The following is a 24511-nucleotide window of genomic DNA, read 5'->3' on the forward strand; positions in this document are numbered from 1 at the left end:
GCGCGACCGGAACGGGGGACCGGTCGGCCCTCGCGCGGCCTCCTCCGGGTCAGTCGCCCAGCAGCACCGGGATCTCCTGCCAGCCGAAGGCGATGAACGACGGCACCTGACGCAGTTCGTCCGTCTCGACGGCGAGCCGCATGCCCGGGAACCGGTCGAACAGGGCCGGCAGAGCCGTCATCGCCTCCACACGGGCCAGCGGGGCGCCGATGCAGCGGTGCACACCGATACCGAACGCCATGTGGTCGTCCGCTCCGCGCGCCGCGTCGAAGGCGTCCGCGTCCGGGCCGTAGTGCGCCGGATCGAGGCCCGCGGCGGCGTACGTCGTGATGATGGCGTCCCCGGCCGGGATGGTGACACCCCCGACCTCGATGTCGGTGACCGCGAACCGCAGCGGCAGCGAGGCGATCGAGGGGTGGACCCGCAGGGTCTCGTCGACGACCGCGTCCCAGCCGATCTCCCCGGACCGCACGGCGGCCAGCTGCTCGGGGTGGCTGAGCAGCGCGACGACCGCGTTGCCGATGAGGTTGACCGTCGTCTCGAACCCGGCTCCGATCACCAGCAGCAGCGTGTACAGCAGTTCCTCGTCGCTGAGCCGGTCGCCGTCCTCGTCGCGCACCCGGATCAGCTCGGTCGTCAGATCATCACCGGGATGCTCGCTGCGGTGGGCGATCAGCGCGGGCAGCACCGTGCCGATCTGCTGCTGCACGAACGCGGCGTGCTCGGGGGAGGGGTCCGAGGTGTCCATGATGGCCGCGATCAGCCGGGTGGTGTCGGCCACCAACTCGTCGGGCACGCCGAAGAGTTCGCAGATGAATCGCAGAGGGAGGGGGTGGGCGAGGGCCGCCTTGATGTCCACGACGCCGTCGCCGGTCTCGGCCACCTTGTCGAGCAGCTCCGCGGTGATCGCCTCGACCCGGGACCGCATCGCCTCGGTGCGCCGCTGGGTGAAGCTGGGCGCCACCAGCTTGCGCAGCCGCGTGTGGTCGGGGCCGTAGGTGGAGAGCATGTTGACCACGCCGACCCAGCCCAGGATCCAGCCCCAGGAGGGGTGTTCGCCGATCTCGGGCCACAGCCTCCAGTGTTTGCGGGGGTCCTTGCTGACCCGAGGATCGAGGATCAGCTGTTTGAGGGTGTCGTAGCCGGTCGGCGCCCAGGCCGGGATCCCGCCGGGCAGGTCCACCGGGACGATCGGGCCGAGGGCGCGCAGCCGGGCCGACTCGGCGGCGATGTCGGATCCGAACGGGTCGAGGGCGAAGCGTTCGGTGCGGTCGGTCACGGTCACGACGGGCCTCCAGGCAGATCGGGGGAGCGGGGGCTGAACCGCACGGGCAGGGAGGTCAGCGAGCGGTGGAACGGGCCCGGCCGCCAGGTCAGACGCTCGCGCGGCAGGACGGGTTCGAGATCGGGCAGCCACTGGGTGAGCCGCTCGATCGCCTCGGTCGCGATGAGCAGCGTGTGCTGTTTGACCGGGCAGGCGTGCGGGCCCGCCGACCAGGACAGGTGCGAGGCGTCACCGGGTTGCCGGTGGCCGCCGTGGTCCTGCTCGGCGGCGTGCGCGAGCGCTCCGTAGGAGATGACGACCGGGACCGCGGCCCTGATCCACGCCCCGTGGAAGGTCACGGGCCGGCGGGCGTAGTGGACGCCGTAGTTCGCCAGCGGCGTCTCGTGGTGCAGCACCTCCACCACGGCGTCCATCACGGGGCGGGCGCCGCTGGTGAGGGTGGAGTAGTAGGAGGGGTTGCCGAGGATGCGGGAGAGCGCGTTGGACACCAGGTTCGCCGTCGGTTCGTGTCCGGCGCCCAGGGTGAGGAAGACCTGCCAGGTGACCTCCTCCGGGGTGAGCCCGGCCGGATGGTCCAGCAGCCAGCTCGGCAGGTCCTCGCCGCGCCGTTCGGCCTTGGCGGCGATCAGCTCCAGCACATAGCCGCCGTACTCCGCCTCGCCCTCGGCGGCTTCGGACCCGCCCTCCATCATCTTGCCCAGCGCGGCGTTGAGCCGGTCGCTCGCACTGTCGGGCAGCCCGAACAGGTTGTTGAAGACGAGCGCCATCAGCGGCCGGGCGAAGTCGCCCACCAGATCCGCCTCGCCCTTCGGCCCGATCCGGCCCACCAGGAGCCGCACCGAGCGGTGCACCCGGGCCCGCAGGTCATGCGGCTCGACCCGGTCGAAGGTGTCGATCAGGGTGGTGCGGTAGCGGACATGATCAGCGCCGTCGGCGAACAGGGTGTTGGGCCGCCAGCGCATCATGCCGAGCACCGGCGAGTCGTCGGCGACGGTCGCCTCCCACGGCCGCGGGTCGTGCGAGAACGTCTCGGTGTCGTGCAGCAGATCCAGCGCGGCACGCCGGTCGGTGACGACGTACGCCGGTACGCCCGGTGCCAACTCGGCCCAGCCGACCGGGCCTTGGGCGCGCAGATCGTCGTAGTAGCGATAGGGGTCGAGCGCGAAGCCGTCCTCCCACAGCCGCACGGGCGCGGAGCGGGAGAAGGTCTGCTGGGCGGCGGGGTAGGTGGTCACCGGTTCTCCGGAGGGTGGCGGTCGATCAGGTGCTGGACCAGCGCGAGCAGCGCGTCGATGGAGGAGTGCGCGTCGCGTGCGTCGCACGTCACCAGCGGCGTGCCCGCCTCCAGGTCCAGCGCGGCGCGCAACTGCGCCTCGGTGTAGTGGCTCGGCGCGTCGGGGAAGGCGTTGAAGGCTACGGCGTACGGCAGCCCGCTCTCCTCGACCAGTCCGAGCACGTCGAAGGAGGCGTCGATCCGGCGGCTGTCGACCAGCACCAGCGCGCCGAGCGCCCCGTAGGCGATGTCGTCCCACAGGGAACGGAACCGTTCCTGGCCGGGTGTGCCGAAGAGATAGAGCACGATTCCGTCGTTGAGGCTGATCCGGCCGAAGTCGATGGCGACGGTGGTCGTCGACTTCTCCCGCACCCCGGCCAGGTCGTCGACCGGGGCGGACGCCTCGCTGAGCCGCTCCTCGGTGTGCAGCGGCCGGATCTCGGAGACGGAGTCGATCAGCGTGGTCTTGCCCACCCCGAAGGGGCCCGCGACCAGGATCTTCACCAGGTCGCGGGCGGTGTCGGGCAGGTGGATGCCGCTAGTCGTGCTTGAGGGCGCGAAGGCCATCGGCCACTCTCTTCAGCAGGTCGGGGTCGAAGCGTTCGGCGGTGGGGATCGGGGCGCGGGCGAGGACCAGGTTCCGGTCCAGCAGCGCGCCGGCCAGGACCCGCACGGCGGAGACCGGAAGCCGTAGGTGCGCCGCCGCCTCCACCACCGTCAGGGAGCCGCCGTCCAGGGCGTCCAGCAGGGCGAGTTCGGCGGCGGGCAGTCCGGTCGGCGCGGGTTCGCCGCTGCCGGTGAGGACCGAGAGCCGCTCCAGGTGGGGGCGGCTGGGCCGGGCCACGCCGCCGGTCGACAGATACGCCGGGACCAGAGGACGGCCGCCCGGGCGTCCTGTCATGCCGGCGCGCCGCCGTCGGCTCCTCGGGGCGCCGCGGCCATCGCCTTCTCGCCGAGCCGTGCCACCTGGGAGTGCACCCGGTGGGCGAGCAGATCCAGGCGCACCTCGCCGTCGCCGTAGGCGGCGACACAGGTGCCGTGGTCGGTCGGCACGATCAGCACGTACCCGTGGTCCGACTCGATGACCACCTGCCGCACCTCGGCCCCCTCCCGGTCGGCGAACGCCGCCGCGGCCGTACGGCACGCCCCCTGCACGGTGCTCGTGATGGCGGCCACCCGCTCGGCCGACGGCTGGGAGAGCGCGTCCGTGTACCCGGTGACGAGTCCGTCCCGGGTGAGCAGCACGGCGGCCACGACATGCGGCACCTCAAGGATCGGATCCAGAACCCACGCCGTGTCTCCTGCTTCGCGGCCGGTCATCGGGCCGTGCCCCCTTCGTGGTCGTCGCGTTCGGTGTCGTGCTCGGCGGTCTCGGAACGTGCCGCGGCGGTGGCGGCCTGGAGCGCGCCGAGCGCGGCGGCGGCCTCCTCGGGACGCCGTGCGGGCGGACGCTGCTCGGGTACGGCCGTCTCGGCGGCGGCCGCTCTGGTGCGGCGGCGGCGCTGAGGCAGGCCGTCGGCGGTGGGCTGCGGGGCGTGGGTCTCCGGTTCGGGTACGTAGTCGTGCGAGGTGCTGGGCGCACGCTCGTCGTCCTGCGTACGGCGCGTCGGGCGCGGGGCGCTGGCGGCCGGGGGCTGTTCCTCGGGGTCGATACGGGTCAGCAGGTGGCTGTCGACGCGCAGGACCGCCCGGACGCCGCCGTAGGGAGAGGGCGAGGACAGGTCCACGGTCAGGTCGAACTGGCGGGTCAGCTGGCCGATCGCGGCGAGGCCCATGCGCGGGGGATCGCCGAGGTCGGTGAGCAGGATCGGCTCGGTGCCGGCCACCATCCGCTGGGCGCGGGCCCGTTCGTCCTGCGTCATGCCGAGGCCCGAGTCGTCGACGGTGACGCAGACGCCGTGGTGGACGTGTTCCAGGTTGACGACGACGTCCGTGTCCGGCGCGGAGTGCCGCAGCGCGTTGTCCAGCAGTTCGGCGACGATGATGGCGACCGGTTCGACGGCGTGCGAGACCAGGGCGGTGCCGGGCCGCAGGTGGTTGTGGACCTGGACCCGGTGGTAGCCCGCGAGCCGGGCCTGGCCGCCGGTCACCGCGTCCACCAGGTGGGACTCCTCACGGGCCAGCCCCACCCAGGCCCCGCACACCACGGCGGCCACCTGCGCGCGCCGCAGCGACTGCTCGTTCTCATGGTCCAGTTCGAACAGCGTCTGCGCCAACTCGGGGTCGTCGTACTGCTGTTGAAGGCCGCGCAGGGCGTCCTGGAGCCGGTACAGCGCGGCCTGGATCTCCCGGGTGGCCCCGCGCATCCCGGCCTGGGCGGCGGCATCGACGCGCAGGTGCTGCGCGGTGAGTTCGACACGCAGCTGGTTCAGTACGTTCTCCATCGCGACGCCGAGCGAGGAACCGGCCGCCCGGAGCTGGAGGGGACCCGGCACGGTGACATGGGGATGCGCCAGCTGGCGGGCGGCGGCGGGAACGCGCTTCGCCGCCAGATGCTCGACCTCGGCTGCGAACGTCTGCACCACGCCGTCGAGATGGGCGCGCAGCGCGGCGATCTCGTCGCGCTGCACGGCCCGTTGCCGCCGCGACCGGAGCAGCCCGCCGCCGAGGGCGAGCGCGGACAGTGTGCCGACGGCCAGACCGCCGACGGCCAGGTCCGGTAGTTCGATCATCGAATCGGTATCCAGAGGAGTGGGCAGGGGTGAGTGCGAGGACCCCTCATGAGGCGCTCGCAGCACAGTACACACCGTCATCGACCGCTCTCGCACGGTCGATGGGTACTTCGCTCCGAATCTGCCCGCTCTCTGTTCACTTCTGCGTCAACTGTCTGAATTGCCGTATGGTTCAGGCGAGTTGAAACAGGATCAGCTGTTCGGGAGGATCACCGCCCGCCCGTTGATCCTGCCGGAGTGCAGCCGCTCGTAGGCGAGCGGAGCCTCGTCCAGCGAGAACGTCTCGGTGCGCACCGACACCGCCCCGGACCGGGCCAGCGCCAGCACCTCGACGAGCTCGCCGCGGCTGCCCCAGTACGGCGCACTCACCGACACCTCGAACGGCAGCCGCCCGAACCCGACCGGCAGCGCCCCGCCACCGATGCCGACGATGGTGACATCGCCCTCGACGGCCGCGACGGCGCCCGCGGTGGTGAGCGTCGGCTGCGCGCCGACGAAGTCGAACACCGCCTCGGCACCGAGCCCGCCGGTCAGCTCCCGCACCGCGCCCGCGGCCCGCCCGTCGGACAGCACCGCCTCATGGGCGCCGACCTCACGCGCGAGACGCAGCTTGTCCTCGCTCACGTCCAGGGCGATCACCCGGGCGGGCGTGAGCGTCCGCAGCAGCTGGATCGCCACATGGCCGAGCCCGCCGGTGCCGATGACGACCGCGGTCGAGCCGGGCACCAGCTTGGGCAGCGACTGGTCCGTGCTTGGCGGCGACATAGGCGGGGGAGCCGGCGAAGGCGACCGAGCCGAGGATGGAGGCGACGTTGACGATCGCGCCGCCCTTGCCGCCGGCCTCGATGGCGGGCAGTTCGTAGCGCATCGAGTAGAAGACACCGTCGAGGTTGGTGCGTACCACGCGGTCGTAGGCGGCGATGTCGTACACGCCCGTGGGTGCGCTCGGGCCGCCGATACCGGCGTTGTTGACCGCCAGGTCCAGGCCGCCGAAGGTGTCGACGGCGAACTCCACGGCCGCTTCCACGGACTCGGGTCGGGTGACGTCCACTTCGACGGCCGCGGCCGAGAGGCCCTCGGCCGTCAGCTCGGCGGCGGCCTTCTCGGCGCCCTCGGCGTTGAAGTCGGCGATCACGACCTGCGCGCCGCCGGCCCCGAGGCGGCGGGCGGTGGCCAGACCGATGCCGGACGCGGCGCCGGTGACCAGGGCGCTGTGCCCGGCGAACTCGGTGGAGGGGTCGGTGAGGGGAGGGGTGCTCATGGTGCTGCTCACCTTTCGGCAGTGCGGTGCGAGACCGCGGACGCGGCCTCCGCTGTGAGGGCGTCGTAGGCCTGCTCCACCAGTGCGGCGAGGTCTGCGGCTCCCGGTTCCCGGCGCGCCCAGGTGCGCAGCGCGGCGGTCAGGACGCCGGCGGCGGCGTCGACCACGACGGCCGGGCGCATGTCCCGCAGGTCGTCGGTGCCGAGCCGGTCGGCGATGATCCGGATCGACTCCTCCTGGGCGTCGACCCGGATGCGTTCATAGGCGGCGAACAGCGCGGGCTCGCGGTCCACGAGGGTCAGCAACCGGCGCATCCGCGGGCGCAGGTGCCAGGCCGGGTTCTCCTGGTCGGCGAGCCAGGCGCGCACCGCGAGCCGGTAGGCCAGCAGCGGCGGCTCCCCGGCCGGGCGGGCGCGCAGCAGGGTGTTGATGCGGTCGCCGTCGCCTCGGACGAAGTCCAGGGCCGCGTCCTCCTTGCCGGCGAAGTGCCGGCTGAAGGTGCGGCGCGTGACGTCCGCGCGCTCGGCAATCTCCTCCACGGTGGTGCCGGCCAGGCCGCGCTCCAGGATCAGGTCCAGGGCGGCGGTGGCGAGCGCGTCCCGGGTCCGGCGCGCTTTGCGCCGCCGGCGGTCCTCCGGTGCGGGGGGCTCCGTTGCCTTCATGTTCTTCACGGTACCCCTGTGATGTCCCATTGGGACATGAGTCCCATTAGGACATGAGTCCCGGTGAGACTTGTGTCCCACTGAGACATTCGTCTGGGCTGACTGGCCGCGGTCAGGGCGGGTACCCGGCGCGCAACGACAGACGGGGCCGATCAGGCCCCGGCCCGACCGAGGAAGGGGGCCCGGATGGCCAGCAGTGCCGAGACCGGCGGCGTGACCGGTACGCCGGACAAGGACTACAACCTGATCTGGTACGTGGAGGCGTGCCTGAACAACGCGTTGCGCCTGGAGACGTACATCCAGGACGCGGAACGCGACAAGGACACCGAGGTCGCGGACCTGTTCCGCAAGGCCCAGGCGGACAGCCGCAAGGGCGCGGAACTGGGAAAGGAACTGCTGCGCTCCCGCCTCAGCGGCGGCTGACGCCAACCTCCCGCAGGCCCGCCCGGACATCGCAGCGGCACGCGGTGTCCGGGCCCTTTGCCGTCTGGGGCGAAGATCCCGAAAAGAGTTCTGCCGGTGATGTCGAGAACCTACGAGTGGCTCCGTCCCCGTGGTGAACGCGACCACAATGGGTCGCACCAGCACCCAGGAGACAGACCATGGCCAAGTACCTGCTTCTGAAGCACTACCGCGGCGCCCCGGCTGCAGTGAACGACGTACCGATGGACCAGTGGACGCCGGAGGAGATCTCGGCCCACGTGCAGTACATGCGGGACTTCGCGGACCGGCTGGAGAAGACCGGCGAGTTCGTCGACGGGCAGGCGCTGGCCCCGGAGGGGGCCTGGGTCCGTTGACCTGACGACAGCGGCACGGCTGTACGCGGAGGCGGCCCGGAAGGCGCCCAACCTCGCCGAACGCGACCACCTGACGCGGCAGGCCGCCCGCTTGAACGCTCTTCAGCGTCACTGACCCTCCGTGGACCGGTGACGGCGGGCCGGACGACCGGCTACCGTACCGGCCAGTAACCGGACCGGACGCAGGAGGCCCCATGCCGCAGCTCGCAGTCGACGGCGCAGCTCTGACGTACGACGACGAGGGCCCCCGCGACAGCGCCGAGGCGCCCCTGGTCTTCATCCACGGCTGGACGGCGAACCGGCACCGCTGGGACCACCAGACGGCCCACTTCGCCGGGCGGCGGCGCGTGGTCCGTCTCGACCTGCGCGGACACGGGGAGAGCGGCGGAGCGGGCGTACGCACCATCGAGGAGCTGGCCGCCGACGTCCTCGCCCTCCTCGACCACCTGGAGATCCAGCGGTGCGTCCTGGTCGGCCACTCGATGGGCGGCATGATCGCCCAGACGATCACCCTGGCCCATCCCGAGCGGGTGGAGCGCCTGGTGCTGGTGAACTCCATCGGCCGGATGACGTACAGCCGCGGCCGTGGCCTGCTGATGGCCGCCTCGACCCTCGTCCCCTTCAAGCTGTTCGTGGCCGCCAACATCCAGCGCGCCTTCGCCCCCGGCTATCCCCGCGCGGAGATCCGCGAGTACATCCGCGCCTCCGCGGCCACACCCCGCGAGGTCGTCATGACGCTCTACGGCGCCATGCGTGCCTTCGACGTCCTCGACCGCCTCGGCGAGATCCGCGTCCCCACCCTGATGGTGCACGGCTACCACGACCTCCAACTGCCGGTCACCCAGATGCTCCGCATGGCCAAGGCCTGCCCCGGCGCCCTGGTGCGCATCATCGACGCGGGCCACGAACTCCCGGTGGAGAAGCCGAAGGAGCTGACCGAGGCGATCGACTCCTTCGTGACGGTGTCATCGCCCGCCTGACAGGCACGTCCATGGCAGCGGTTCCGGAACGCGTCAGACAGGCGGTCGCCCTCCTCGACGTATGCCCGGCCGACCGCCTGCTGGAGATCGGCTGCGGCGGAGTGGCCGTACAACTCGTCTGTCCGCTGCTGAAGACCGGCACGATCACGGCCGTGGACCGATCGGCCACGGCCGCGGGACGGGCCGTCCGCCGCAACGCCGAGCCGGTCCGCGAGGGCCGGGCCGGCATCGCCCGGGCCTCCTTCACCGCGCCGGAACTGCGGCCGCCGGCGGCCACCGGCGCCCTGTACGCGTTCTACGAACCGCCCGGACAACGCCTGGAGGACGTCCCCAATGGAGGTGGTCACCGCGTCTCTATTTAAGAGTTGCCTTATATAAGCCGCGGGTGGCATAGTCGGATCCGTGCACGCCTTCGATGTTCTGGGGGATCCGGTCAGGCGCCGGATATTGGAGCTGCTCGCCACGGGTGAGCAGGCATCGGGCGCGATCGGCGCCGCCATCCAGGAGGAGTTCGGGATCTCACAGCCGGCCGTGTCCCAGCACCTGAAAGTGCTGCGGGAGAACGGCTTCGCGTCCGTGCGGGCGGAAGGCACCCGGCGGCTGTACGCCGTGGACGCCGCACCGCTGCGCCAGGTGGACGACTGGCTGGAACGGTTCCGGGGGTTCTGGGAACAGCGGCTCGACGCGCTCGGGACGGAGCTCGCGCGGGGCAAGCGCGAGCGCAGACGCACAGAGGAAGTGAGCAAGGATGACTGACATCGTCGACGAGATCAATCGGCTGCACCGCGAGGTCGGCACCCGGCAGGCCGAGGCGGGAGAGGCGCGTACGGTGCTGCTGCGGCGGTCGTACGACGCCGAAGTCGCCGACGTGTGGGACGCGGTGACCTCCCCCGAGCGGATCGCGCGCTGGTTCCTGCCGGTCAGCGGCGAGTTCAAGGTCGGCGGACGCTACCAGCTGCAGGGCCAGGCCGGCGGCGAGATCCTCCAGTGCGACGAGCCGAACCTGCTGCGGGTCAGCTGGCTGTTCGGTCCCGACCCGGGGTTCAGCGAGGTCGTGGTGCGCCTGACGCCGGAAGGCGAGGAGCGCACCGTCCTCGAACTGGAGCATGTGGCGGTCGTTCCGGAGGAGTTCTGGGGGCAGTACGGTCCCGGCGCCACCGGGGTCGGCTGGGACATGGTGCTCCTCGGGCTCGGTATGCATCTCGCGGGCGGCGGGTTCAGCCCGGAGCAGGCGCGGGAGTGGGCGATGTCCGACGAGGGCAAGGCGTGTCACACCCGCTCGGGCGAGTTGTGGGGTGCCGCGTACGCCGCCTCGGGCGTGGACGCGGAGGCCGTGGAGTCCACCACTGCGGCGACGATCGCCTTCTACACCGGGACCCAATCTCCTTCCTGAGGGCTCGAAACTTTCGAAGCCGAAACCGTTGCCGAGGGGTCAGGAGAGCCTCTGCGAGGCGCCGGATGTCGCGCGAACCGTTGACGGTGCATCAGGTTGCCCCTATGGTCTGCGACGCCATTCGGAAATCTGTCCGAAACTTTCGGACCTGGAGAAGGGGACTAGATGGTTACCCGCACGTCCATCCGCAAGGCCCCCAAACGCACCGCTCGCACCACCCTCGTCCTCGGCCTCGCGGGCCTGCTCGCCGCCGCCGGCGTCACCGCCCTGTCGGGCACGGCGCAGGCGGCGAGCACCCTCGGGGCCGCCGCGGCCGAGAAGGGCCGCTACTTCGGCACCGCCGTCGCCGCGAACCGCCTCGGCGAAGCCGCCTACGCCTCGACCCTCAACACCGAGTTCAACTCGGTCACCCCCGAGAACGAGATGAAGTGGGACGCGGTCGAGCCCAGCCGCGGCAACTTCACCTACGGCCCCGCCGACCAGATCGTCAACCACGCCCAGAGCCGGGGCATGAAGGTCCGCGGCCACACCCTGGTCTGGCACTCCCAACTGCCCAGCTGGGTCGGCTCGTTGGGCACCGCCGACCTCAGGACGGCGATGAACAACCACATCACCCAGGTCATGACGCGCTGGAAGGGCAAGATCGACTCCTGGGACGTCGTCAACGAGGCCTTCCAGGACGGTTCCAGCGGAGCCCGGCGCAGCTCGCCCTTCCAGGACAAGCTCGGCAACGGCTTCATCGAGGAGGCGTTCCGCACCGCCCGCGCCGCCGACCCGGCCGCCAAGCTCTGCTACAACGACTACAACACCGACGGCGTCAACGCGAAGAGCAATGCCGTCTACAACATGGTCCGCGACTTCAAGGCACGCGGCGTGCCGATCGACTGCGTCGGCTTCCAGTCCCACTTCAACAGCGCCTCCCCGGTACCCTCCGACTACCAGGCGAACCTGCAGCGCTTCGCCGACCTCGGCGTCGACGTCCAGATCACCGAGCTGGACATCGAGGGCTCCGGCACCGCCCAGGCGACCAGCTACGGCAACGTCGTGAAGGCCTGTCTCGCCGTCAGCCGCTGCACCGGCATCACCGTCTGGGGTGTCACCGACAAGTACTCCTGGCGCGCCTCCGGAACGCCCCTGCTGTTCGACGGCAACTACAACAAGAAGCCCGCCTACACGGCCGTACTGACCGCGCTCGGCGGATCCGGATCGGGCGGCGGGGGCGGGGGCACCGCGTCCTGTTCCGTGACGTACAGCAAGCAGGAAGAGTGGAGTGACCGCTTCAACGGCAGGGTGACCGTCACCGCGGGCAGTTCGGCGATCACCAGCTGGGCGACGACCGTCACGGTCACCCCACCGCAGAAGATCTCCGCGACCTGGAACGGCTCGCCCACCTGGGACAGCTCCGGCAACGTCATGACGATGCGCCCCAACGGCGACGGCAGCCTGGCCGCCGGGGCGTCCACGAGCTTCGGCTTCACCGTCATGAAGAACGGCACCAGCGCGGCGCCCGTGCTGGGTTCCTGCACGGCGTCCTGACGGCCCGCGTCACTGCACCCGGAACGTCGCCGGTCCGACTGCGAGCACCCCGTCCGACAGCGGGGTGCATCGCACACCGCCCTTCCCGCGCAGCGCGCGCTGGGCTCCCGGCCCGATGGTCACGTCCATCCAGGCGCAGGGCCGGGCCGGACGGTTCACCGTCAATGTCACCGGCCCCTCACCGCAGTCCAGGCTGATGACCGACCCGACGAGGGAGTCGACGTCGACGCCCCGCAGCAGGACATTGCGCCGGGTCTCCCGTAGGTCCACAGAGTCGGCGGGCAGGTTCTCCGCGCTCATCAACGTCACTGACGCGTCCCGGTGCGCCCGCTGCCCGAAGTACCGGTCGCCGACCAGACCGAGCCCCTCGCGCACCTCGGCCCGCTCCACGAGCTCCCCGTCCGGCTCCGGCGGCAGCCCGTCGACGGGCCGTCCCGCGAGCCGGTGCAGGGGCGAGACCAGCAATTGCACCACCTCTATACGCATGTCCTCACCCTACGGACGGCCGTCCTGGTCAGCACGGCGCCCGCCACACCCCCAGCGCCGGTTTCTTCCGCATCGACGACAGCTTCAGCCGCCGCGAGTCGGGGCAGAAGGCGGCGGTCGGCTCGGCGTACTCCACATGGAAGACCGCCTTGCCCGCCGCGATGAACGGCTTCAGCTCCCCGCACTCGTCGTACTGGGCGCACTCCTCGTTGACAGCGAAGTCGAAGTACCGGACCAGCTGGGGGATTTGGGGCAGATCGTTCTTGAGCCCGACGGACAGCCCGCGCCGGTGGGCGATCTCCGCGATCATGCGGTTGTAGCGGAGCTGGTCCCGCGCGGTCAGCGGGAAGCCGGTGTCATTGCCGTACCCCTCCACCAGATCGGGCTCGACGGCGTCGAATCCCTTGTCACGGCACATGTCGAAGCGGCGCTCCATGATCGGCCGGAGCACGGACAGCCGGCGGATGTCCAGCCAGCGCTCGCCCTTCCAGCCGTTGGGCCGGCCGAGGACGGAGGCGGGGAAGGCGTCCTTGTCGGGGCGGAAGTCCTCCCAGGCGCCGACGTTGATGTAACAGATGACCTTGCGTCCGTCGCGGTGCAGCCGGGCCACGTCCGCCGCGGAGTTCTCGAAGCCGTCGATGTCGTACACGGGCACGTCGACCGACGGATTCACCCGGCCGTCGAGCTGCCACTGCCAGGTCAGACCGGGACGCGGCTGCCAAGGGGCTGCGGAGGAGGGAGAGCCGCCGTCTCCGGTCCCGGAGCACGCGGTCATCAGGGCCGCCAAAGCGACCAGAGCCGCCTTCCTCATCGCTCCGCTCCCGACAGCGCGGGAGTCAAGTCGGCCCAGGGATTGGGCTGTTCCCCCGTGACCGGCCCCGACACCGCCGCCCCCCGATCGTGCGCGGTCCGCACGGCCAGCGGCACCAGCGCCTCGGGCACCCCGTACACCAGATGACAGAACCGTTCGGCCGGCTGCCGCGTCGTCCACGCCGGGCGGCTGAACGCCGAGACGTACGTCGACCAGTGCCCCTCGAAGGTGACCGTCAGATCGGCGAGGCGGGCGTAACCGGGGGCTGGGTGGACGCCCGGATTGAGGACCACGGTGCCGGCGCCGGCCCGGCGCACGGAGCGGACCAGCTTCCGGCACTCCGACAGGCCGGCCCGCTCCGCCGGCACCCGGTCGAGGAAGCAGCCGTCGGCCGCGTACCACTCCCGGTGGCGGCGCATGTCGTCGACGACCTCCGCCGGATCGCGGTGCCCGTACGCCGTGTCCGCGTACCCGAGCAGCCGGGCGCCCGCCGTACGCAGGGCACCGGCCGCCGCCGTGAACGCCGGGTCGGGCTCCCGGCCCGGTCCGCTCGCCGGGTTCAGGACCACCGCGTAGGTGCGGGCGGCGCCCGAGATCAGCCGGTGCCAGGCACCCGGATCCTCGGCCGGATGGACGTACAGCGGAATCAGCAGACTCACGGTGCTCGGCCGCCCTCCCACAGTGCGCTCAGTGACTCCTCCAGGGTGCGGGTCGGCCGCCAGCCGAGCGTGTCGTGCGCGGCGGTGATGTCCGAGCACTGCCACGACACCTGAGCCGAACGGGCCGAGCTGGGCGCGGTTTCCCCGATACGGCCCCGGAAGCCCGCCAACTCGGCCAGTCGGCCCACGACTTCACGCACCTGGACCGCAGTTCCGCCGCCGATGTTCAGCACGGAGGGCAAGGGGCCGGTGGCGGTCACCGCCAGCTCCACCGCCCGTGCCACATCCCGTACGTCGACGAAGTCGCGGTAGGCCGACAGATCACCGAGCCGCAGGACCGGACCCGCCTCGCGCAGCAGGGCCGCCACCCGGCCGGGCAGCCCGGTCGCCGGAGCCCCCGGCCCCACCGGATTGCCCACCCGGAGCACCACCGCGTCCAGGCCGGAGGCGGCGATCGCCGCCGTGCCCGCGAGCTTGGTCGCGCCGTAGAGGCCGACCGGGCTGGTCGGCGCCGATTCCGTGACCGGGACGCCGGGGGCACCGGGGCCGTACTCGGCGGCCGAGCCCAGATGGATCAGGCGCGCGGCCGGTGCCGCCGCCCGCAGTGCCGCGCACAGGACGGCGGGCCCGCGGGTGTTGACCTCGGCGAGCGTGACGGCATCGCCGGCGACGGCGCCGGCGCAGTTGACCACGGCGCCGGGTGCCGCCGACGCCAGGGTCTTCGCCAGCCGTTCGGGGTCGGCCGAGGCGAGGTCGATGCGGTGGTCGGCGTCGGAGGCGCGGCCGCCGCCGAGCACCCGCGTGCCCGGCAGGGCACGCAGTCGCTCGACGACATGGCCGCCCAGATAGCCGGTGAAGCCCAGGACGAGAATGCGCATACGGTGCTCAGGCTCCCTTGAGCAGAAGGGACTTGCGGCTGGTGAACTCCGCGTTCGCCCGGTCGTAGTCGTCGGGCCGGCCGATGTCCAGCCAGTACCCGTCGAAGTCGTAGGCGTGCGGCGCCCGCCCGGCGGTGAGCAGATCCAGGACGAGCTCGTCGAAGCCGAGCGGCAGCCCGGGGGTGTAGGCGTCGAGCGTGCCGCGGGTGAGTCCGTAGACGCCCATGGAGACGCGGTAGTCCATGCTCGGCTTCTCGGTGAAGGCGACCACCTTGCTGGCGTCGGTGGTCAGCACCCCGAAGTCGATGTGCACCTTGCGCGCGTAGGTGGCGATGGTCAGCGGCGCTCCCGAGTCCCGGTGCCGGTGCAGTACGTCGGCATAGTCGAGGTCGGTGAGGATGTCGCCGTTCATCACCAGGAAGGTCTCCGGCAGTTGGTCGCGCAGCGACAGCAGGGGGCCCATGGTGCCCAGGGGGCTGTCCTCGGTGGCGTAGGCGACCTTCAGGCCCCACTGGGAGCCGTCGCCGACGTAGGCGCGGATGATCTCCCCGAGGTGGCCGATGGCGAGGGTGCAGTGGGTGAAGCCGGCCGCCGAGAGCTGGCGCAGCACGATCTCCAGGATGGCGTGCTGGTCGCCGATGGGGACGAGGGGCTTGGGCAGGGCCGTGGTGTAGGGCCGCAGCCGGACACCCTTGCCACCCGCCAGGATCACTGCGTACATGGTGACTGCTCCTTCATGGAACGTCGTGGTGGGGGGTTCAGATGTTGTAGATGCCGGTCTTGTAGCGGGCCAGGTTGGCCGGGTCGCGGAAGAACTGCACGGTGTGGGCGAGGCCTTCCTCCAGGGTGTGGGCGGGCTGCCAGCCGGTGGCCGCGGTGAGCCGGGAGGCGTCCGCGACCAGCCGCATCACCTCGGAGGCGGCGGGCCGCAGCCGCTCGGGGTCCTCGCGTACGTCGAGGGCGGTGTCCATCACCTTGCCGATCAGCGCGACGAGGTCGCCGACGCAGATCTCGCCGCCGGTACCGGCGTTGAAGGTGCGGCCCACCACCTGCTCGGCGGGCGCGGTGCCCACCGTGAGGAAGGCCTGCGCGGTGTCCTTGACGTAGGTGAAGTCCCGGGTGGGACGCAGATCGCCGAGAGTGATCGTCCGTTCCCCGGCGGCCACTTGACCGATCACCGTGGGGATCACCGCCCGCATCGACTGCCGGGGACCGAAGGTGTTGAACGGCCGCAGGGTCACCACGGGAGTGCCGAAACTCGCGTGGTAGCTGTCGGCCAGCCGGTCCCCGCCCGCCTTCGAAGCGGCGTACGGCGACTGGGTGTTGATGGGGTGGTCCTCGGTGATCGGCACGGTCTGCGCGGTGCCGTACGTCTCGCTGGTGGAGGTGTGCACCAGCCGGGGTGTGCCCAGGGACCGGGCGGCCTCCAGGACGTTGAGGGTGCCGGTCACATTCGTGTCCACGTAACTGTGCGGCGCCTGGTAGGAGTACGGGATCGCGATAAGGGCGGCCAGGTGGTAGGCGCAGTCGGCGCCCTCCATCAGTCCGCGGACCGAGCCGGGGTCTCGGACGTCGCCGAGGACGATCTCGACGTGGTCCAGGACGTCCGCCGGCAGGGTCTCCAGCCAGCCGTAGGAGGAGAAGGAGTTGTACTGGGCCATCGCCCTGACCCGGTGCCCGGAGGCGACGAGCGCCTCGGTGAGGTGCGAGCCGATGAAGCCTTCGGCTCCGGTGACGGCGGCGAGCGGTGCGGAGGTCAACTGGGGGGTCCTTCCGATGGGTTGAGGTGCGGGCTCAGACGTGCGGAGCGGGTCGGCCGAGCGTCCACAGCACGCAGACCGTGAGACACAGGGCCGCCGACCCGTAAGGGAAAGCGAGGTAGTCCGAGGGCACGGCGGCGGCGCAGGCCGCTGCCGCCAGACAGATCGCCGCCGGCGGCCAGGCGATGCCGAACGCCTGGAGCAGCAGGGCCGTCCACAAGGCGGCCGCGAGCGGCAGCAGCGCCGGCGGATCGCTGTCGGTGAGCAGCGCGGCGGGCAGCAGGGGCAGGAGATAGGCGAGCAGACACAGGCCGAGGACACCGGCCGAGCGCCACAGGAACGCGGCGGGCGTGGCGGCGGCCCGCAACGCGCCGACGGACAGTCCGCGGTAGCGGTACAGCAACCACTCGGCGGGCCCCATGGACACGGTCAACGCGATCACCGCGTACGGGTGTTGTCGTCCTTCCAGCAGGACCAGGATTCCGGCCGCCAGACCGAACAGACCGTACGGCAGGGACCGGTGCGCCGCCGGCGGGGGAGCGGCGGGTGCGGGCGGGGTGGCGAGGGCGGTGCGCAGGGCATGGGCGGTGACGGCGAGTGTGGCGAGCAGCGCCAGCAGCGGCAGCCCGGCGCGCAGCAGCGGGGCCGGTTCCCACCAGGGCAGCACCGCGGAGCCCGCCACGAGCGGAGTGAGCGCCGCCAGCAGCAGCCACTCCGCGCCGAGCACCAACAGCACGCCCGCCGCGGCCAGATAGACCGACTGCGCGGCCGCCACCAGGGTCACCGGGCCGCCCTGCGCGGGCACCGCGGCACCGGCCGTGGCCACGAGGGCGCCCAGCGGTGCGCCGATGAGCAGTGTGCGGCCCGCCTCGCGGCGGCCCGCCGCCATGCGCAGGTGGGCGCGATGGCCCAGGGCCTGTCCCCACGCCCAGGAGGCGAGCCCGGCCACGATCAGCGCGTTGGCGTGAGCGGTGGCGTACCACAGGGGCGCGGCCAGGAGATAGGCGAGCCCCGGCAGCGCGAAGAGCACCCCGCGCAGCAGACAGCGCACATGGTCGGGGCGCCAGGGGTCGGGCAGCGGCGCGGGCTCGGGAAAGACTCTGGGGACCCGCTCGTACAGGGCGGAGGCGAGCGAGAAGATGTCGGGATGCCCGTACCGGTCCCTGACCACCGCGGCCGTCAGGCCCTCCGACTCCAGCAGCGCGGCCACCTCGTACGGGTGGACGGCGGGCCCGATGCGGTCGGCGAGCTCGGCGGCGAGCCCGTCGACCTCGGCGCGATGCGTGCCACGGTCCGGGAGCCGTAGGGCGAGGGTGGTGTCGGCGGCGAGGCGGAGCGCGAGTGTGTCCTGCTCCGTGCCGCCCGGTTCGAGTGCCATGGGCCCGCTCATAGGGCGAGGCTCCTTGCCACGTCCGGCACGGATTCCAACACCCGTTCCCTCTCGGGGAGTTCCTGATAGATGGACCGGAAGGTCTCGATGGTCCGCCGAAGGGTGAACTGCTCGATCACCCGCAGCCGCGCCGCCTCGCCCATCGCCGTCCGCCGCTCGGCATCGCCCAACAGGTCCAGCGCGGCGGCGGCCATCGCGGCCGGATCCCTCGGCGGCACCACCAACCCCGTGTCGCCGACGGCCTCGCGCACCCCGCCCACATCGGTGGAGACGGTGGCCCGGCCGCACGACATCGCCTCGATCAGCGTGAACGGGAAGCCCTCGCTGATGCTGGAGAGCATCACCACGGTCCCCGCCGCATAGGCGTCCTTGATGTCGTCGACCCGGCCCTCGAACCTCACGGCGTCCGCGTGCCCCAACTCGGCGGCCAGCGCCTCGCACCGCTCCCGGTACGCCTCGCCCCCGCGTGGCGTGCCGCCGAACAACCGCAGCCGTACGTCGGGCAGTTGCTCGCGTACGAGGGAGAAGGCCCGGATGAGGGTTTCCAGGTCCTTGATGGGGTCGACCCGGCCGGCCCAGCTGAGAGTGAGCGGCTGCGGTTCGGGCCCGGCGGGCGGGAAGGCCGCGGGATCCACGCCGTTGTAGACGGTCCGGATCGACTCCGGCGCGGCACCGCCCTGCTCCTCCCACAGCCGGTTGTAGCGGTTGCCCGGGGTGATCAGGGCCGCCCTGCGGTACGTCTCCTCCGCCAGCAGCCGGAAGAAGCCCAGCACGACGGCCTTGACCGGCCAGCGGTAGGGGGCGGTGCGGTAGCCGAGATAGCGCTCGCGCAGATAGACGCCGTGCTCGGTGAGCAGCAGCGGAACGCCGTAACGTTCCAGCGCGGCCAGACCGGGCAGCACGGCGACCCCTCCGCTCACCGCATGCGTCACCCCGTCGCCCGGCACCGGAGCGGTCAGCGGGCGCAGGGCGTGCTCCAGCAGCGCGGTGGCGGTCAGCGCGTCGTGCAGCGAGGGCCGGGCCTCCCGCACCACGAGCCCGGGCCGGTTCCATACGGAGGCCAGCACGGAGACCGCCTGGTCACCGCGGAGAAAGGGGCTGAGGGTGCCGTCCGCCGCGGCCCGCGCCAGCGTGTACAGGGCCGGGGCGAAGCCGTCCTCGGCGCAGGGGTCGAGCAGCGCGGTCAGGAACCGCTCGTAGGCGTGGGCGAGGCGACGGCGGGCGCGTCCTTTGGGCGGGGCGCCCTCGGGAGGCGCGCCCCACATCGGTACGGACCAGACGTGGGACACATGGGAGGGCAGCTCCCACACGAGCGGTTCGTGTCCGGTGCCGGTGACGGCGACGACGTCGAACTCCAGGTCGGGCATGCCACGGACGAGCTGGTCGCACCAGACGCTCACGCCTCCGTGGCTGTGCGGATAGGTGCCTTCGGTGAGCAGGGTGACGCGCGTCGCGTCCGAGCGTCGCGCGCCGTGGGGAACGTGCATCGATGGGCTCCACGGCCGAGGTGTGGGTGGTCGTGCCGGTCCCGGCCGCGGGTGGGCGGCCGGGACCGTCGATCGGTGCGCCGTTCAGTCCGCCGCGGGCTCTCGCGTCCCCTCGGGGACATAGGTGTCGGGCGCCGGGTCCGTGACTGTCGCCGACCCGGTGCCCGCGGTCGTCGAAGGGCTCACCGACGGCGGCAGGTCGAGGGTGAGCGGGGTTCCGGCGGAGGGAGTCCAGCCGGATCTCTCACCCGCGTAGGCCTCGCCGAAGGCGGTGCCGGCCAGGGTGGTTCCGGTGGGCATGGTCGCGGTGACGGCGATGCCGTCCGGGGCCTCGACGGTCACGGTGTCGCCGATGCGGTAGCCGGTCACCTGGCTCAGCGCGGCCTGCCAGGCGGCGCGCCGCCGGAGTTCGGCGCCGATGTCCTTCATCCGCAGGTTCACCATGGGAGTGTCGGCGGCGAACAGCGCGTCGTAGCCGGTGAGGACGCCGTCGAGCACCGGGTAGGCGATGCGGTCCTCGGCGAGGTTCGACTGGTGGATGAAGTGCGGCTTGGGGTCGTTGGCGAGCACATGGCCGAGGGCGGTGTCGGTTTCCAGCGGCACGATGTAGTCCGCGTATCCGGTGGCGGGGTCCAGCGGCTCGGTGAGGCAGGTGGAGGTCGCCGGGTTGTCCTCGCAGATGCCGCTGCCGCCCTGGGCGCGGCTGGTGTAGATCCAGTTGTACTCGTCGACCTGCTCGGCCGCCCGGCCCGCGTTGTAGAAGACGTTCATGGGGTAGCGGGGCACCGTCGTCGACGGGCCGACCTGCCGCTGCTGCGGCTCGCGGGAGTTGTCGGAGCCGAGCCAGGCTATGCCGGTGTCGTCGAGGGCGAGCGCCAGGTTCGGGTTGTCCTCGCTCTGCTGCGGCAGCACCTTCATCCCCGAGTGTTCCCCGGTGACCAACTCGTCGTTCTCCAGCGGCAGTCCGGCGTTCTCGCCCCAGACCCGGTTGATGGCGATCTCGTCGCCGATCGTCGTCCGGGAGACCCACCGGGTGCCGCCGTCCGCCTCGGTGGCGCAGCGCCACGGCACGGCCGTGGTGTCCTGCTCGCAGCCGAGGAAGGCGTGCGTGTAGGTGTGGCTGATCCAGCGGAACGCGGTGCGGTCGGCGAGGAACTTGTCGGCGAGCGGATCGGCGCCGCCGTTGGCCCCGCGGTGCTCGACGCTCCCGGCGCCGTTGTAGGCCATGTCCAGGGTGAAGCCACGACTGTCCTGCCAGTCGGCGGCGTAGGTGACGTCCTCGGGCGTCATCCGGATCGGGTCGGGAGTGCCCGCCCCGTCGGGGCAGTCGACGTCGCCGGGCGTGCAGTTGAGCCCGGTGTTCCAGCGGTTGTCGGCGGCGAACACGTCGTCCACATGGACGGCGAAGTAGTTCCGCGACGCCCCGAGGTGCACCCCGCCCGTCATCCACTCCACGATCCCGCGGGCCAGCAGCCGGAACTGCTGCTGGTACTGGTTGTAGACGAAGGTGACGACGAGCTCGCGCCGCCCGTCGTGCCGGTACTCGCCCACCAGCGAGCCGCGTCGAGAGGTCCCCGGGATCGCCGCATCGACGTACGGAGTGAAGTCGGCGCCCGCGACGGGCGTGGAGAGGTAGGCGTAACTCTCGCCGACGGCGGGGGAGTTGTCCTCGAAGGGTACCGCGCCGTCGAGATAGCCGAAGGGCCCCGCGAGCCCGGCGTCCGTGACCTCCGCCCGCACCCCGTCGAGGCTTCCGGCGTAGCCACCCTCGACCGGGTACTTGAGCCCGGCCTCCGGACGCGCGTAGGTGTAGGCGTCGACCTGTGGAATGCCGTACGTCTGCTCATAGGCGACCAGGGCCGCCATCTCGGCGGAGCCGGCCGCGAAAGGGTTGTCGCTGGGCAGCACGACCGCCTGGTACTTGGCCCGCGGCCGCCCGTCGACGGTGTCCGCGAGCAGCTCCGCGTCGATGACCGGGCGGTTCGCCTCGGTCAGGTCGATCTCGGTGTACGGCGTTCCCGCCACGTCGAGTTCGGCGGCGATCGCGTCCGTCGACGGTCCGCCGTCGCTGACGACCAGCATCCGCAGATCGACGCGGGGCGTGGTGTCGGCGTGGGCCGCTCCGGCCGGCAGGCCGAGTGCGGCGACGAGCGCGCCCACCGTCAGCATGGTGGTGCTTAAGATCCGCTTCATGCGGCTTTGTCCCCTCCCCGGGCAGGGGTGAGCACCTGCTCGCGCAGAGCGGACGCACCCCCCTTGCGTGACGCCGTGCCCCCCTCAGTAGCCGGTCGTCAACGCATCCGTCGCGTCACATAGTGGTGTCTGTGTGTAGCTTTCGTGGTCATCTTGCGAAACATGACGGAAAAGCGCAGGTGTCCAACTGGTCGTGATCGGGCGGGACATGACGTGCCCGAGCCCGGCCGAGGGGGTGGCGCGGCCGGGGAACGAAGTGCCTTGAGTGCTGGCCGGGGGCCTGAACGGCACACCGGCGGGCCGCCTGGGCCCGCCGGTGTTTCTTCCGGAGGTCTGGACCACGCGGGGACGCTGATCGCAGACCGGTTTCAGGTCAACTACCGGCCATCAGGCGCACAGAACCCTCGCCCCGGCCGCAGCCCTGCTCGCCGTCGCCCCCGCCACCCGGGCCGACGCGGCACCCACGCTGCTGTCCCAGGGCAAGCCGGTCACCGCCTCCAGCCAGGAGCACGCCGGCACCCCCGCCACCGCCGCCGTCGACGGCGACAACGGCACCCGCTGGTCCAGCGCCTTCTCCGACCCGCAGTGGATCCGCGTCGACCTCGGCGCCCCCGCCGCGCTCAGCCAGGTCGAACTGCGCTGGGAGGCCGCCTACGCCACGGCCTACCGCATCGAGATCTCGCAGAACGGCACCGACTGGTCGACGGCCTGCTCGGCCTCCACCGCGACCGGCGGCACAGAGACCCTGAACATCTCCGGCACGGCCCGCTACGTCCGCGTGTCCGGCACCGCCCGCGCCACCGGATGGGGCTACTCCCTCTGGGAGTTCAAGGTCTACGGCACGTCCGACGGCGGCCCCACCATCCCCGGCGCCGGTGACCTCGGCCCGAACGCCCACGTCTTCGACCCGTCCACGCCGGCAGCTCCGGCGACCGGCTTCCCCGAGCCGAAGTACACCGCGCTGCAAAACACCCCTCTCGCGCGAGAAGCCGTTCCTGTACCTGGACGGCAACGACTACAAGGTGTTCGCTCGCCCCCGCCCTGCGCACCGACGCCCGCGGCACGACCTGCGAGAACGGCACTCCGCAGGGCCAGTCCATCCCGCTCAGTGACTTCTACCTGGTCAAGCCCGGCGCCAGCGCGGCGACCATCACCAGGCCGTGAGCCAAGGGCTGCACCCGTTGTTCACGCCCGGTGTCTACCGGGTCGACCAGACGATCCAGATCAACCGGGCCAACACCATCGTGCTCGGCCTGGGCCTGGCCACGATCGTCCCGGACAACGGCATCACGGCGATGCGCGTCGGCGACATCGACGGCGTCCGGCTGGCCGGCTTCCTGATCGACGCCGGCACGGTCAACTCCACCACCCTGCTGGAGGTCGGCCCGCAGAACGCGAGCGCCGACCACGCCGCCAACCCGGCCACCGTCCAGGACGTGTACATCCGTATCGGCGGCGCGGGCCCTCGACCGTCCCCGCGGGCACGTCGACCGTGCCGTCCACCGTCACGTCCTTCCCGTGACCGGCTCCTCCGGGCCGGGAGTTCCCCGCGCCCGGCCCGGAGGGCCCATCACTGCGCGGCGCGGTCCTGGAGATTGGTCTGCCAGGCCGGATTCTGCTCCTTCGGCTCGGCCTCCAGCGGCCGCCCGCCGCGGGCGAAGAAGTCGGCGAGCGGAAGGATCGCGGCGCCGACCGTGACCGCGTCCGGGCCGAGGGTGCCGAGGTCGATGCGGACATGCGAGGCGGGGTAGCGCAGGGAGTAGGCGGTCGCGTGGGCCCGTACCGAGTCCAGGAAGCGGCGGCCCAGTTGGAGTCCCGCCCAGCCGCCGACCAGGATGCGCTCCGGCTGGAACAGGTTGATCAGGTCGGAGAAGCCCGCGCCCAGGTACTCGGCGGTCTCCTCCAGAATGGCCAGGGCCGTCCCGTCGGCGGGGCCCTCGCCGGGATAGGCGGCCGCGAGCATGGCGGTCAGCGCGGTCTCCTCGTCCACCCCGGCCGGTGGCCGGCCGCCCGCCTCCGCCCACCGCTCCAGCAGCGCCTCGGCCCCGGCGTACGCCTCCAGGCAGCCCTGGGCGCCGCAGCGGCAGCGCCGCCCCCGGACCCGTACGGTCAGATGCCCCCACTCCACGGCCCGGCCCGGACCCATGTCGCCGGAGACGACGCAGGCGCCGACACCCGAGCCGAACAGCACCACCGCCGCGCTCTGCGCGCCGCGCCCGGCGCCGAACCACATCTCCGCCTGCCCGAGCGTCTTGGCGCCGTTGTCGACGTAGTACGGCACCGCCTCGGGCAGCAGGCCCGACTCCCGCAGATACCGCTCCAGCGGCACCGCGTCCCAGCCGATCGTCTGCCCGTGCACGATGGCACCGTCCTCGGGCGTGCGCGCGACGATGCCCGGGACGCCGATCCCGACGCCCAGCAGCCGCTCGGCCGTGATCCCGGTCTGCTCCAGCACCTCGGCGATGCCCTCGCGCAGATGACGGACGACGACATCGACGTCGTAGCGGTCGACGCGGCGCGGCCCCTCGGTCGCCAACGGCTTCTCGACGCGGGCCAGTTCGGTGAGCGCGAGGTCGAACAGCTCGATACGGACCCGGGTCTCGCCCACGTCGATGCCGATCATGTGGCCGCTGTGCGGGCTGACCCGCAGCAGGGTGCGTGGACGCCCGCCGACCGAGTCGACGCTGCCGGCCTCCTCGACCAGACCCTCCGCCATCAGCTCGGAGACCACGTTGCTCACCGAACCGGAGCTGAGCCCCGTGGCGGGCCCGAGCGCGAACCGGCTCAGCGGTCCGTCGAAGTACAGCCGTTGCAGAACGGCGGTGCGGTTCTCCCGCCGCAGGTCACGTACCGTACGACCGCTGCGCACTGTCACCCCTGCTCCCTCGTCTCGATGCCCTCGCCGCAACCTACCTGGGCCGGGGCTCTTGACGCGATCTTAGCTTGACGCTTAACTCACACTCTAAATTAAGCCGTCGGGGTTGCGGT

General features: G+C 71.8%; 23 protein-coding genes and 4 pseudogenes. 8 read left to right on the forward strand and 19 right to left on the reverse strand.

Annotated elements, in window-relative coordinates:
- Window positions 1-49 precede the first annotated feature (49 nt).
- The 9 genes and pseudogenes from RMT89_RS04385 to RMT89_RS04425 all read right to left on the reverse strand — a co-directional run bounded on the left by RMT89_RS04385 (window position 50) and on the right by RMT89_RS04425 (window position 7153).
- Complete coding sequence (locus RMT89_RS04385; protein WP_315882576.1) at window positions 50-1285, reverse strand: cytochrome P450; 1236 nt, start codon at window positions 1283-1285, stop codon at window positions 50-52.
- A complete protein-coding gene (locus RMT89_RS04390) occupies window positions 1282-2520 on the reverse strand; it encodes a cytochrome P450 (protein ID WP_315882577.1) in 1239 nt (412 codons plus the stop codon). The genes RMT89_RS04385 and RMT89_RS04390 overlap by 4 nt, the downstream gene beginning before the upstream one ends.
- Window positions 2517-3125 carry an ATP/GTP-binding protein gene (locus tag RMT89_RS04395; RefSeq protein ID WP_315882578.1) on the reverse strand — a complete coding sequence of 203 codons (609 nt, stop codon included), beginning with the start codon at window positions 3123-3125 and terminating at the stop codon, window positions 2517-2519. Before RMT89_RS04395 ends, RMT89_RS04390 begins: the two co-directional genes overlap by 4 nt.
- On the reverse strand, window positions 3097-3459 hold the full coding sequence (locus tag RMT89_RS04400; protein ID WP_315882579.1) for a DUF742 domain-containing protein: 363 nt from the start codon (window positions 3457-3459) through the stop codon (window positions 3097-3099). The genes RMT89_RS04395 and RMT89_RS04400 overlap by 29 nt, the downstream gene beginning before the upstream one ends.
- Window positions 3456-3878: a roadblock/LC7 domain-containing protein gene (locus RMT89_RS04405; RefSeq protein WP_315882580.1), complete on the reverse strand. Its 423-nt coding sequence runs from the start codon at window positions 3876-3878 to the stop codon at window positions 3456-3458. Before RMT89_RS04405 ends, RMT89_RS04400 begins: the two co-directional genes overlap by 4 nt.
- Complete coding sequence (locus tag RMT89_RS04410) at window positions 3875-5230, reverse strand: ATP-binding protein (protein WP_315882581.1); 1356 nt, start codon at window positions 5228-5230, stop codon at window positions 3875-3877. Before RMT89_RS04410 ends, RMT89_RS04405 begins: the two co-directional genes overlap by 4 nt.
- A gap of 192 nt (window positions 5231-5422) precedes the next feature.
- A pseudogene (locus RMT89_RS04415) lies at window positions 5423-5974 on the reverse strand (zinc-binding dehydrogenase); the annotation flags it as partial.
- Window positions 5975-6026: 52 nt separating this feature from the next.
- A pseudogene (locus RMT89_RS04420) lies at window positions 6027-6491 on the reverse strand (SDR family NAD(P)-dependent oxidoreductase); the annotation flags it as partial.
- 8 nt (window positions 6492-6499) lie between these two features.
- Window positions 6500-7153, reverse strand: coding sequence for a helix-turn-helix domain-containing protein (locus RMT89_RS04425; protein ID WP_315882582.1), 654 nt, complete (start codon window positions 7151-7153; stop codon window positions 6500-6502).
- Window positions 7154-7339: 186 nt separating this feature from the next.
- Between RMT89_RS04425 and RMT89_RS04430 the strand changes: the two genes are divergently transcribed.
- From RMT89_RS04430 to RMT89_RS04460, 7 genes and pseudogenes are all read left to right on the forward strand, one after another.
- Window positions 7340-7576 carry a hypothetical protein gene (locus tag RMT89_RS04430; protein WP_315882583.1) on the forward strand — a complete coding sequence of 79 codons (237 nt, stop codon included), beginning with the start codon at window positions 7340-7342 and terminating at the stop codon, window positions 7574-7576.
- Between the two features lie 179 nt (window positions 7577-7755).
- A pseudogene (locus tag RMT89_RS04435) lies at window positions 7756-7947 on the forward strand (hypothetical protein); the annotation flags it as partial.
- Between the two features lie 197 nt (window positions 7948-8144).
- Window positions 8145-8930, forward strand: a complete 786-nt coding sequence (locus tag RMT89_RS04440) for an alpha/beta fold hydrolase (RefSeq protein ID WP_315882584.1) — start codon at window positions 8145-8147, stop codon at window positions 8928-8930.
- Window positions 8931-8941: 11 nt separating this feature from the next.
- On the forward strand, window positions 8942-9292 hold the full coding sequence (locus RMT89_RS04445; RefSeq protein WP_315882585.1) for a hypothetical protein: 351 nt from the start codon (window positions 8942-8944) through the stop codon (window positions 9290-9292).
- A gap of 40 nt (window positions 9293-9332) precedes the next feature.
- A complete protein-coding gene (locus tag RMT89_RS04450) occupies window positions 9333-9686 on the forward strand; it encodes a metalloregulator ArsR/SmtB family transcription factor (protein ID WP_315882586.1) in 354 nt (117 codons plus the stop codon).
- Window positions 9679-10323: an SRPBCC family protein gene (locus RMT89_RS04455; RefSeq protein WP_315882587.1), complete on the forward strand. Its 645-nt coding sequence runs from the start codon at window positions 9679-9681 to the stop codon at window positions 10321-10323. Before RMT89_RS04450 ends, RMT89_RS04455 begins: the two co-directional genes overlap by 8 nt.
- 165 nt (window positions 10324-10488) lie before the next feature.
- On the forward strand, window positions 10489-11859 hold the full coding sequence (locus tag RMT89_RS04460) for an endo-1,4-beta-xylanase (RefSeq protein ID WP_315882588.1): 1371 nt from the start codon (window positions 10489-10491) through the stop codon (window positions 11857-11859).
- A gap of 9 nt (window positions 11860-11868) precedes the next feature.
- On the opposite strand, the gene RMT89_RS04465 is transcribed toward RMT89_RS04460, so the two are convergent.
- The 9 genes from RMT89_RS04465 to RMT89_RS04505 all read right to left on the reverse strand — a co-directional run bounded on the left by RMT89_RS04465 (window position 11869) and on the right by RMT89_RS04505 (window position 21523).
- Window positions 11869-12345 carry a molybdenum cofactor biosysynthesis protein gene (locus RMT89_RS04465; protein ID WP_315882589.1) on the reverse strand — a complete coding sequence of 159 codons (477 nt, stop codon included), beginning with the start codon at window positions 12343-12345 and terminating at the stop codon, window positions 11869-11871.
- A 28-nt stretch (window positions 12346-12373) separates the two neighbouring features.
- Window positions 12374-13156 (reverse strand): endo alpha-1,4 polygalactosaminidase, encoded by a 783-nt coding sequence (locus tag RMT89_RS04470; RefSeq protein WP_315882590.1) that lies wholly within the window; start codon window positions 13154-13156, stop codon window positions 12374-12376.
- On the reverse strand, window positions 13153-13815 hold the full coding sequence (locus tag RMT89_RS04475; protein ID WP_315882591.1) for a spherulation-specific family 4 protein: 663 nt from the start codon (window positions 13813-13815) through the stop codon (window positions 13153-13155). Before RMT89_RS04475 ends, RMT89_RS04470 begins: the two co-directional genes overlap by 4 nt.
- Window positions 13812-14693, reverse strand: a complete 882-nt coding sequence (locus RMT89_RS04480; RefSeq protein ID WP_315882592.1) for an NAD(P)-dependent oxidoreductase — start codon at window positions 14691-14693, stop codon at window positions 13812-13814. Before RMT89_RS04480 ends, RMT89_RS04475 begins: the two co-directional genes overlap by 4 nt.
- Before the next feature lie 7 nt (window positions 14694-14700).
- Window positions 14701-15414, reverse strand: a complete 714-nt coding sequence (locus tag RMT89_RS04485) for a sugar phosphate nucleotidyltransferase (RefSeq protein WP_315882593.1) — start codon at window positions 15412-15414, stop codon at window positions 14701-14703.
- A gap of 37 nt (window positions 15415-15451) precedes the next feature.
- Complete coding sequence (locus RMT89_RS04490; protein ID WP_315882594.1) at window positions 15452-16453, reverse strand: GDP-mannose 4,6-dehydratase; 1002 nt, start codon at window positions 16451-16453, stop codon at window positions 15452-15454.
- Between the two features lie 34 nt (window positions 16454-16487).
- The gene (locus RMT89_RS04495; RefSeq protein WP_315882595.1) at window positions 16488-17843 is read right to left on the reverse strand and encodes a hypothetical protein; all 1356 of its coding nucleotides are present in this window, start codon (window positions 17841-17843) and stop codon (window positions 16488-16490) included.
- The gene (pelF, locus tag RMT89_RS04500) at window positions 17840-19330 is read right to left on the reverse strand and encodes a GT4 family glycosyltransferase PelF (protein WP_315882596.1); all 1491 of its coding nucleotides are present in this window, start codon (window positions 19328-19330) and stop codon (window positions 17840-17842) included. Before pelF ends, RMT89_RS04495 begins: the two co-directional genes overlap by 4 nt.
- An 84-nt stretch (window positions 19331-19414) precedes the next feature.
- On the reverse strand, window positions 19415-21523 hold the full coding sequence (locus RMT89_RS04505) for a hypothetical protein (RefSeq protein ID WP_315882597.1): 2109 nt from the start codon (window positions 21521-21523) through the stop codon (window positions 19415-19417).
- Window positions 21524-21944: 421 nt separating this feature from the next.
- Here RMT89_RS04505 and RMT89_RS04510 point away from each other — a divergent pair.
- Window positions 21945-22989, forward strand: a pseudogene (locus tag RMT89_RS04510) (discoidin domain-containing protein); the annotation flags it as partial.
- A 104-nt stretch (window positions 22990-23093) separates the two neighbouring features.
- On the opposite strand, the gene RMT89_RS04515 reads toward RMT89_RS04510, so the two are convergent.
- Window positions 23094-24398 carry an ROK family protein gene (locus RMT89_RS04515; RefSeq protein ID WP_315882598.1) on the reverse strand — a complete coding sequence of 435 codons (1305 nt, stop codon included), beginning with the start codon at window positions 24396-24398 and terminating at the stop codon, window positions 23094-23096.
- Between the last annotated feature and the right edge of the window lie 113 nt (window positions 24399-24511).

Origin of the sequence: Streptomyces sp. P17 (assembly GCF_032436805.1) — a bacterium.
Lineage (GTDB): Bacteria > Actinomycetota > Actinomycetes > Streptomycetales > Streptomycetaceae > Streptomyces.

What these genes read in the sequence shown, in the direction of transcription:
- RMT89_RS04410 (WP_315882581.1), bottom strand. Translation starts at nt 5,230, where the DNA reads ATGATCGAACTACCGGACCTGGCCGTCGGCGGTCTGGCCGTCGGCACA.
- RMT89_RS04430 (WP_315882583.1), top strand. Translation starts at nt 7,340, where the DNA reads ATGGCCAGCAGTGCCGAGACCGGCGGCGTGACCGGTACGCCGGACAAG.
- RMT89_RS04395 (WP_315882578.1), bottom strand. Translation starts at nt 3,125, where the DNA reads ATGGCCTTCGCGCCCTCAAGCACGACTAGCGGCATCCACCTGCCCGAC.
- RMT89_RS04405 (WP_315882580.1), bottom strand. Translation starts at nt 3,878, where the DNA reads ATGACCGGCCGCGAAGCAGGAGACACGGCGTGGGTTCTGGATCCGATC.
- RMT89_RS04445 (WP_315882585.1), top strand. Translation starts at nt 8,942, where the DNA reads ATGGCAGCGGTTCCGGAACGCGTCAGACAGGCGGTCGCCCTCCTCGAC.
- RMT89_RS04495 (WP_315882595.1), bottom strand. Translation starts at nt 17,843, where the DNA reads ATGAGCGGGCCCATGGCACTCGAACCGGGCGGCACGGAGCAGGACACA.
- RMT89_RS04460 (WP_315882588.1), top strand. Translation starts at nt 10,489, where the DNA reads ATGGTTACCCGCACGTCCATCCGCAAGGCCCCCAAACGCACCGCTCGC.
- pelF (WP_315882596.1), bottom strand. Translation starts at nt 19,330, where the DNA reads ATGCACGTTCCCCACGGCGCGCGACGCTCGGACGCGACGCGCGTCACC.
- RMT89_RS04505 (WP_315882597.1), bottom strand. Translation starts at nt 21,523, where the DNA reads ATGAAGCGGATCTTAAGCACCACCATGCTGACGGTGGGCGCGCTCGTC.
- RMT89_RS04400 (WP_315882579.1), bottom strand. Translation starts at nt 3,459, where the DNA reads ATGACAGGACGCCCGGGCGGCCGTCCTCTGGTCCCGGCGTATCTGTCG.
- RMT89_RS04465 (WP_315882589.1), bottom strand. Translation starts at nt 12,345, where the DNA reads ATGCGTATAGAGGTGGTGCAATTGCTGGTCTCGCCCCTGCACCGGCTC.
- RMT89_RS04425 (WP_315882582.1), bottom strand. Translation starts at nt 7,153, where the DNA reads ATGAAGGCAACGGAGCCCCCCGCACCGGAGGACCGCCGGCGGCGCAAA.
- RMT89_RS04485 (WP_315882593.1), bottom strand. Translation starts at nt 15,414, where the DNA reads ATGTACGCAGTGATCCTGGCGGGTGGCAAGGGTGTCCGGCTGCGGCCC.
- RMT89_RS04480 (WP_315882592.1), bottom strand. Translation starts at nt 14,693, where the DNA reads ATGCGCATTCTCGTCCTGGGCTTCACCGGCTATCTGGGCGGCCATGTC.
- RMT89_RS04440 (WP_315882584.1), top strand. Translation starts at nt 8,145, where the DNA reads ATGCCGCAGCTCGCAGTCGACGGCGCAGCTCTGACGTACGACGACGAG.
- RMT89_RS04470 (WP_315882590.1), bottom strand. Translation starts at nt 13,156, where the DNA reads ATGAGGAAGGCGGCTCTGGTCGCTTTGGCGGCCCTGATGACCGCGTGC.
- RMT89_RS04455 (WP_315882587.1), top strand. Translation starts at nt 9,679, where the DNA reads ATGACTGACATCGTCGACGAGATCAATCGGCTGCACCGCGAGGTCGGC.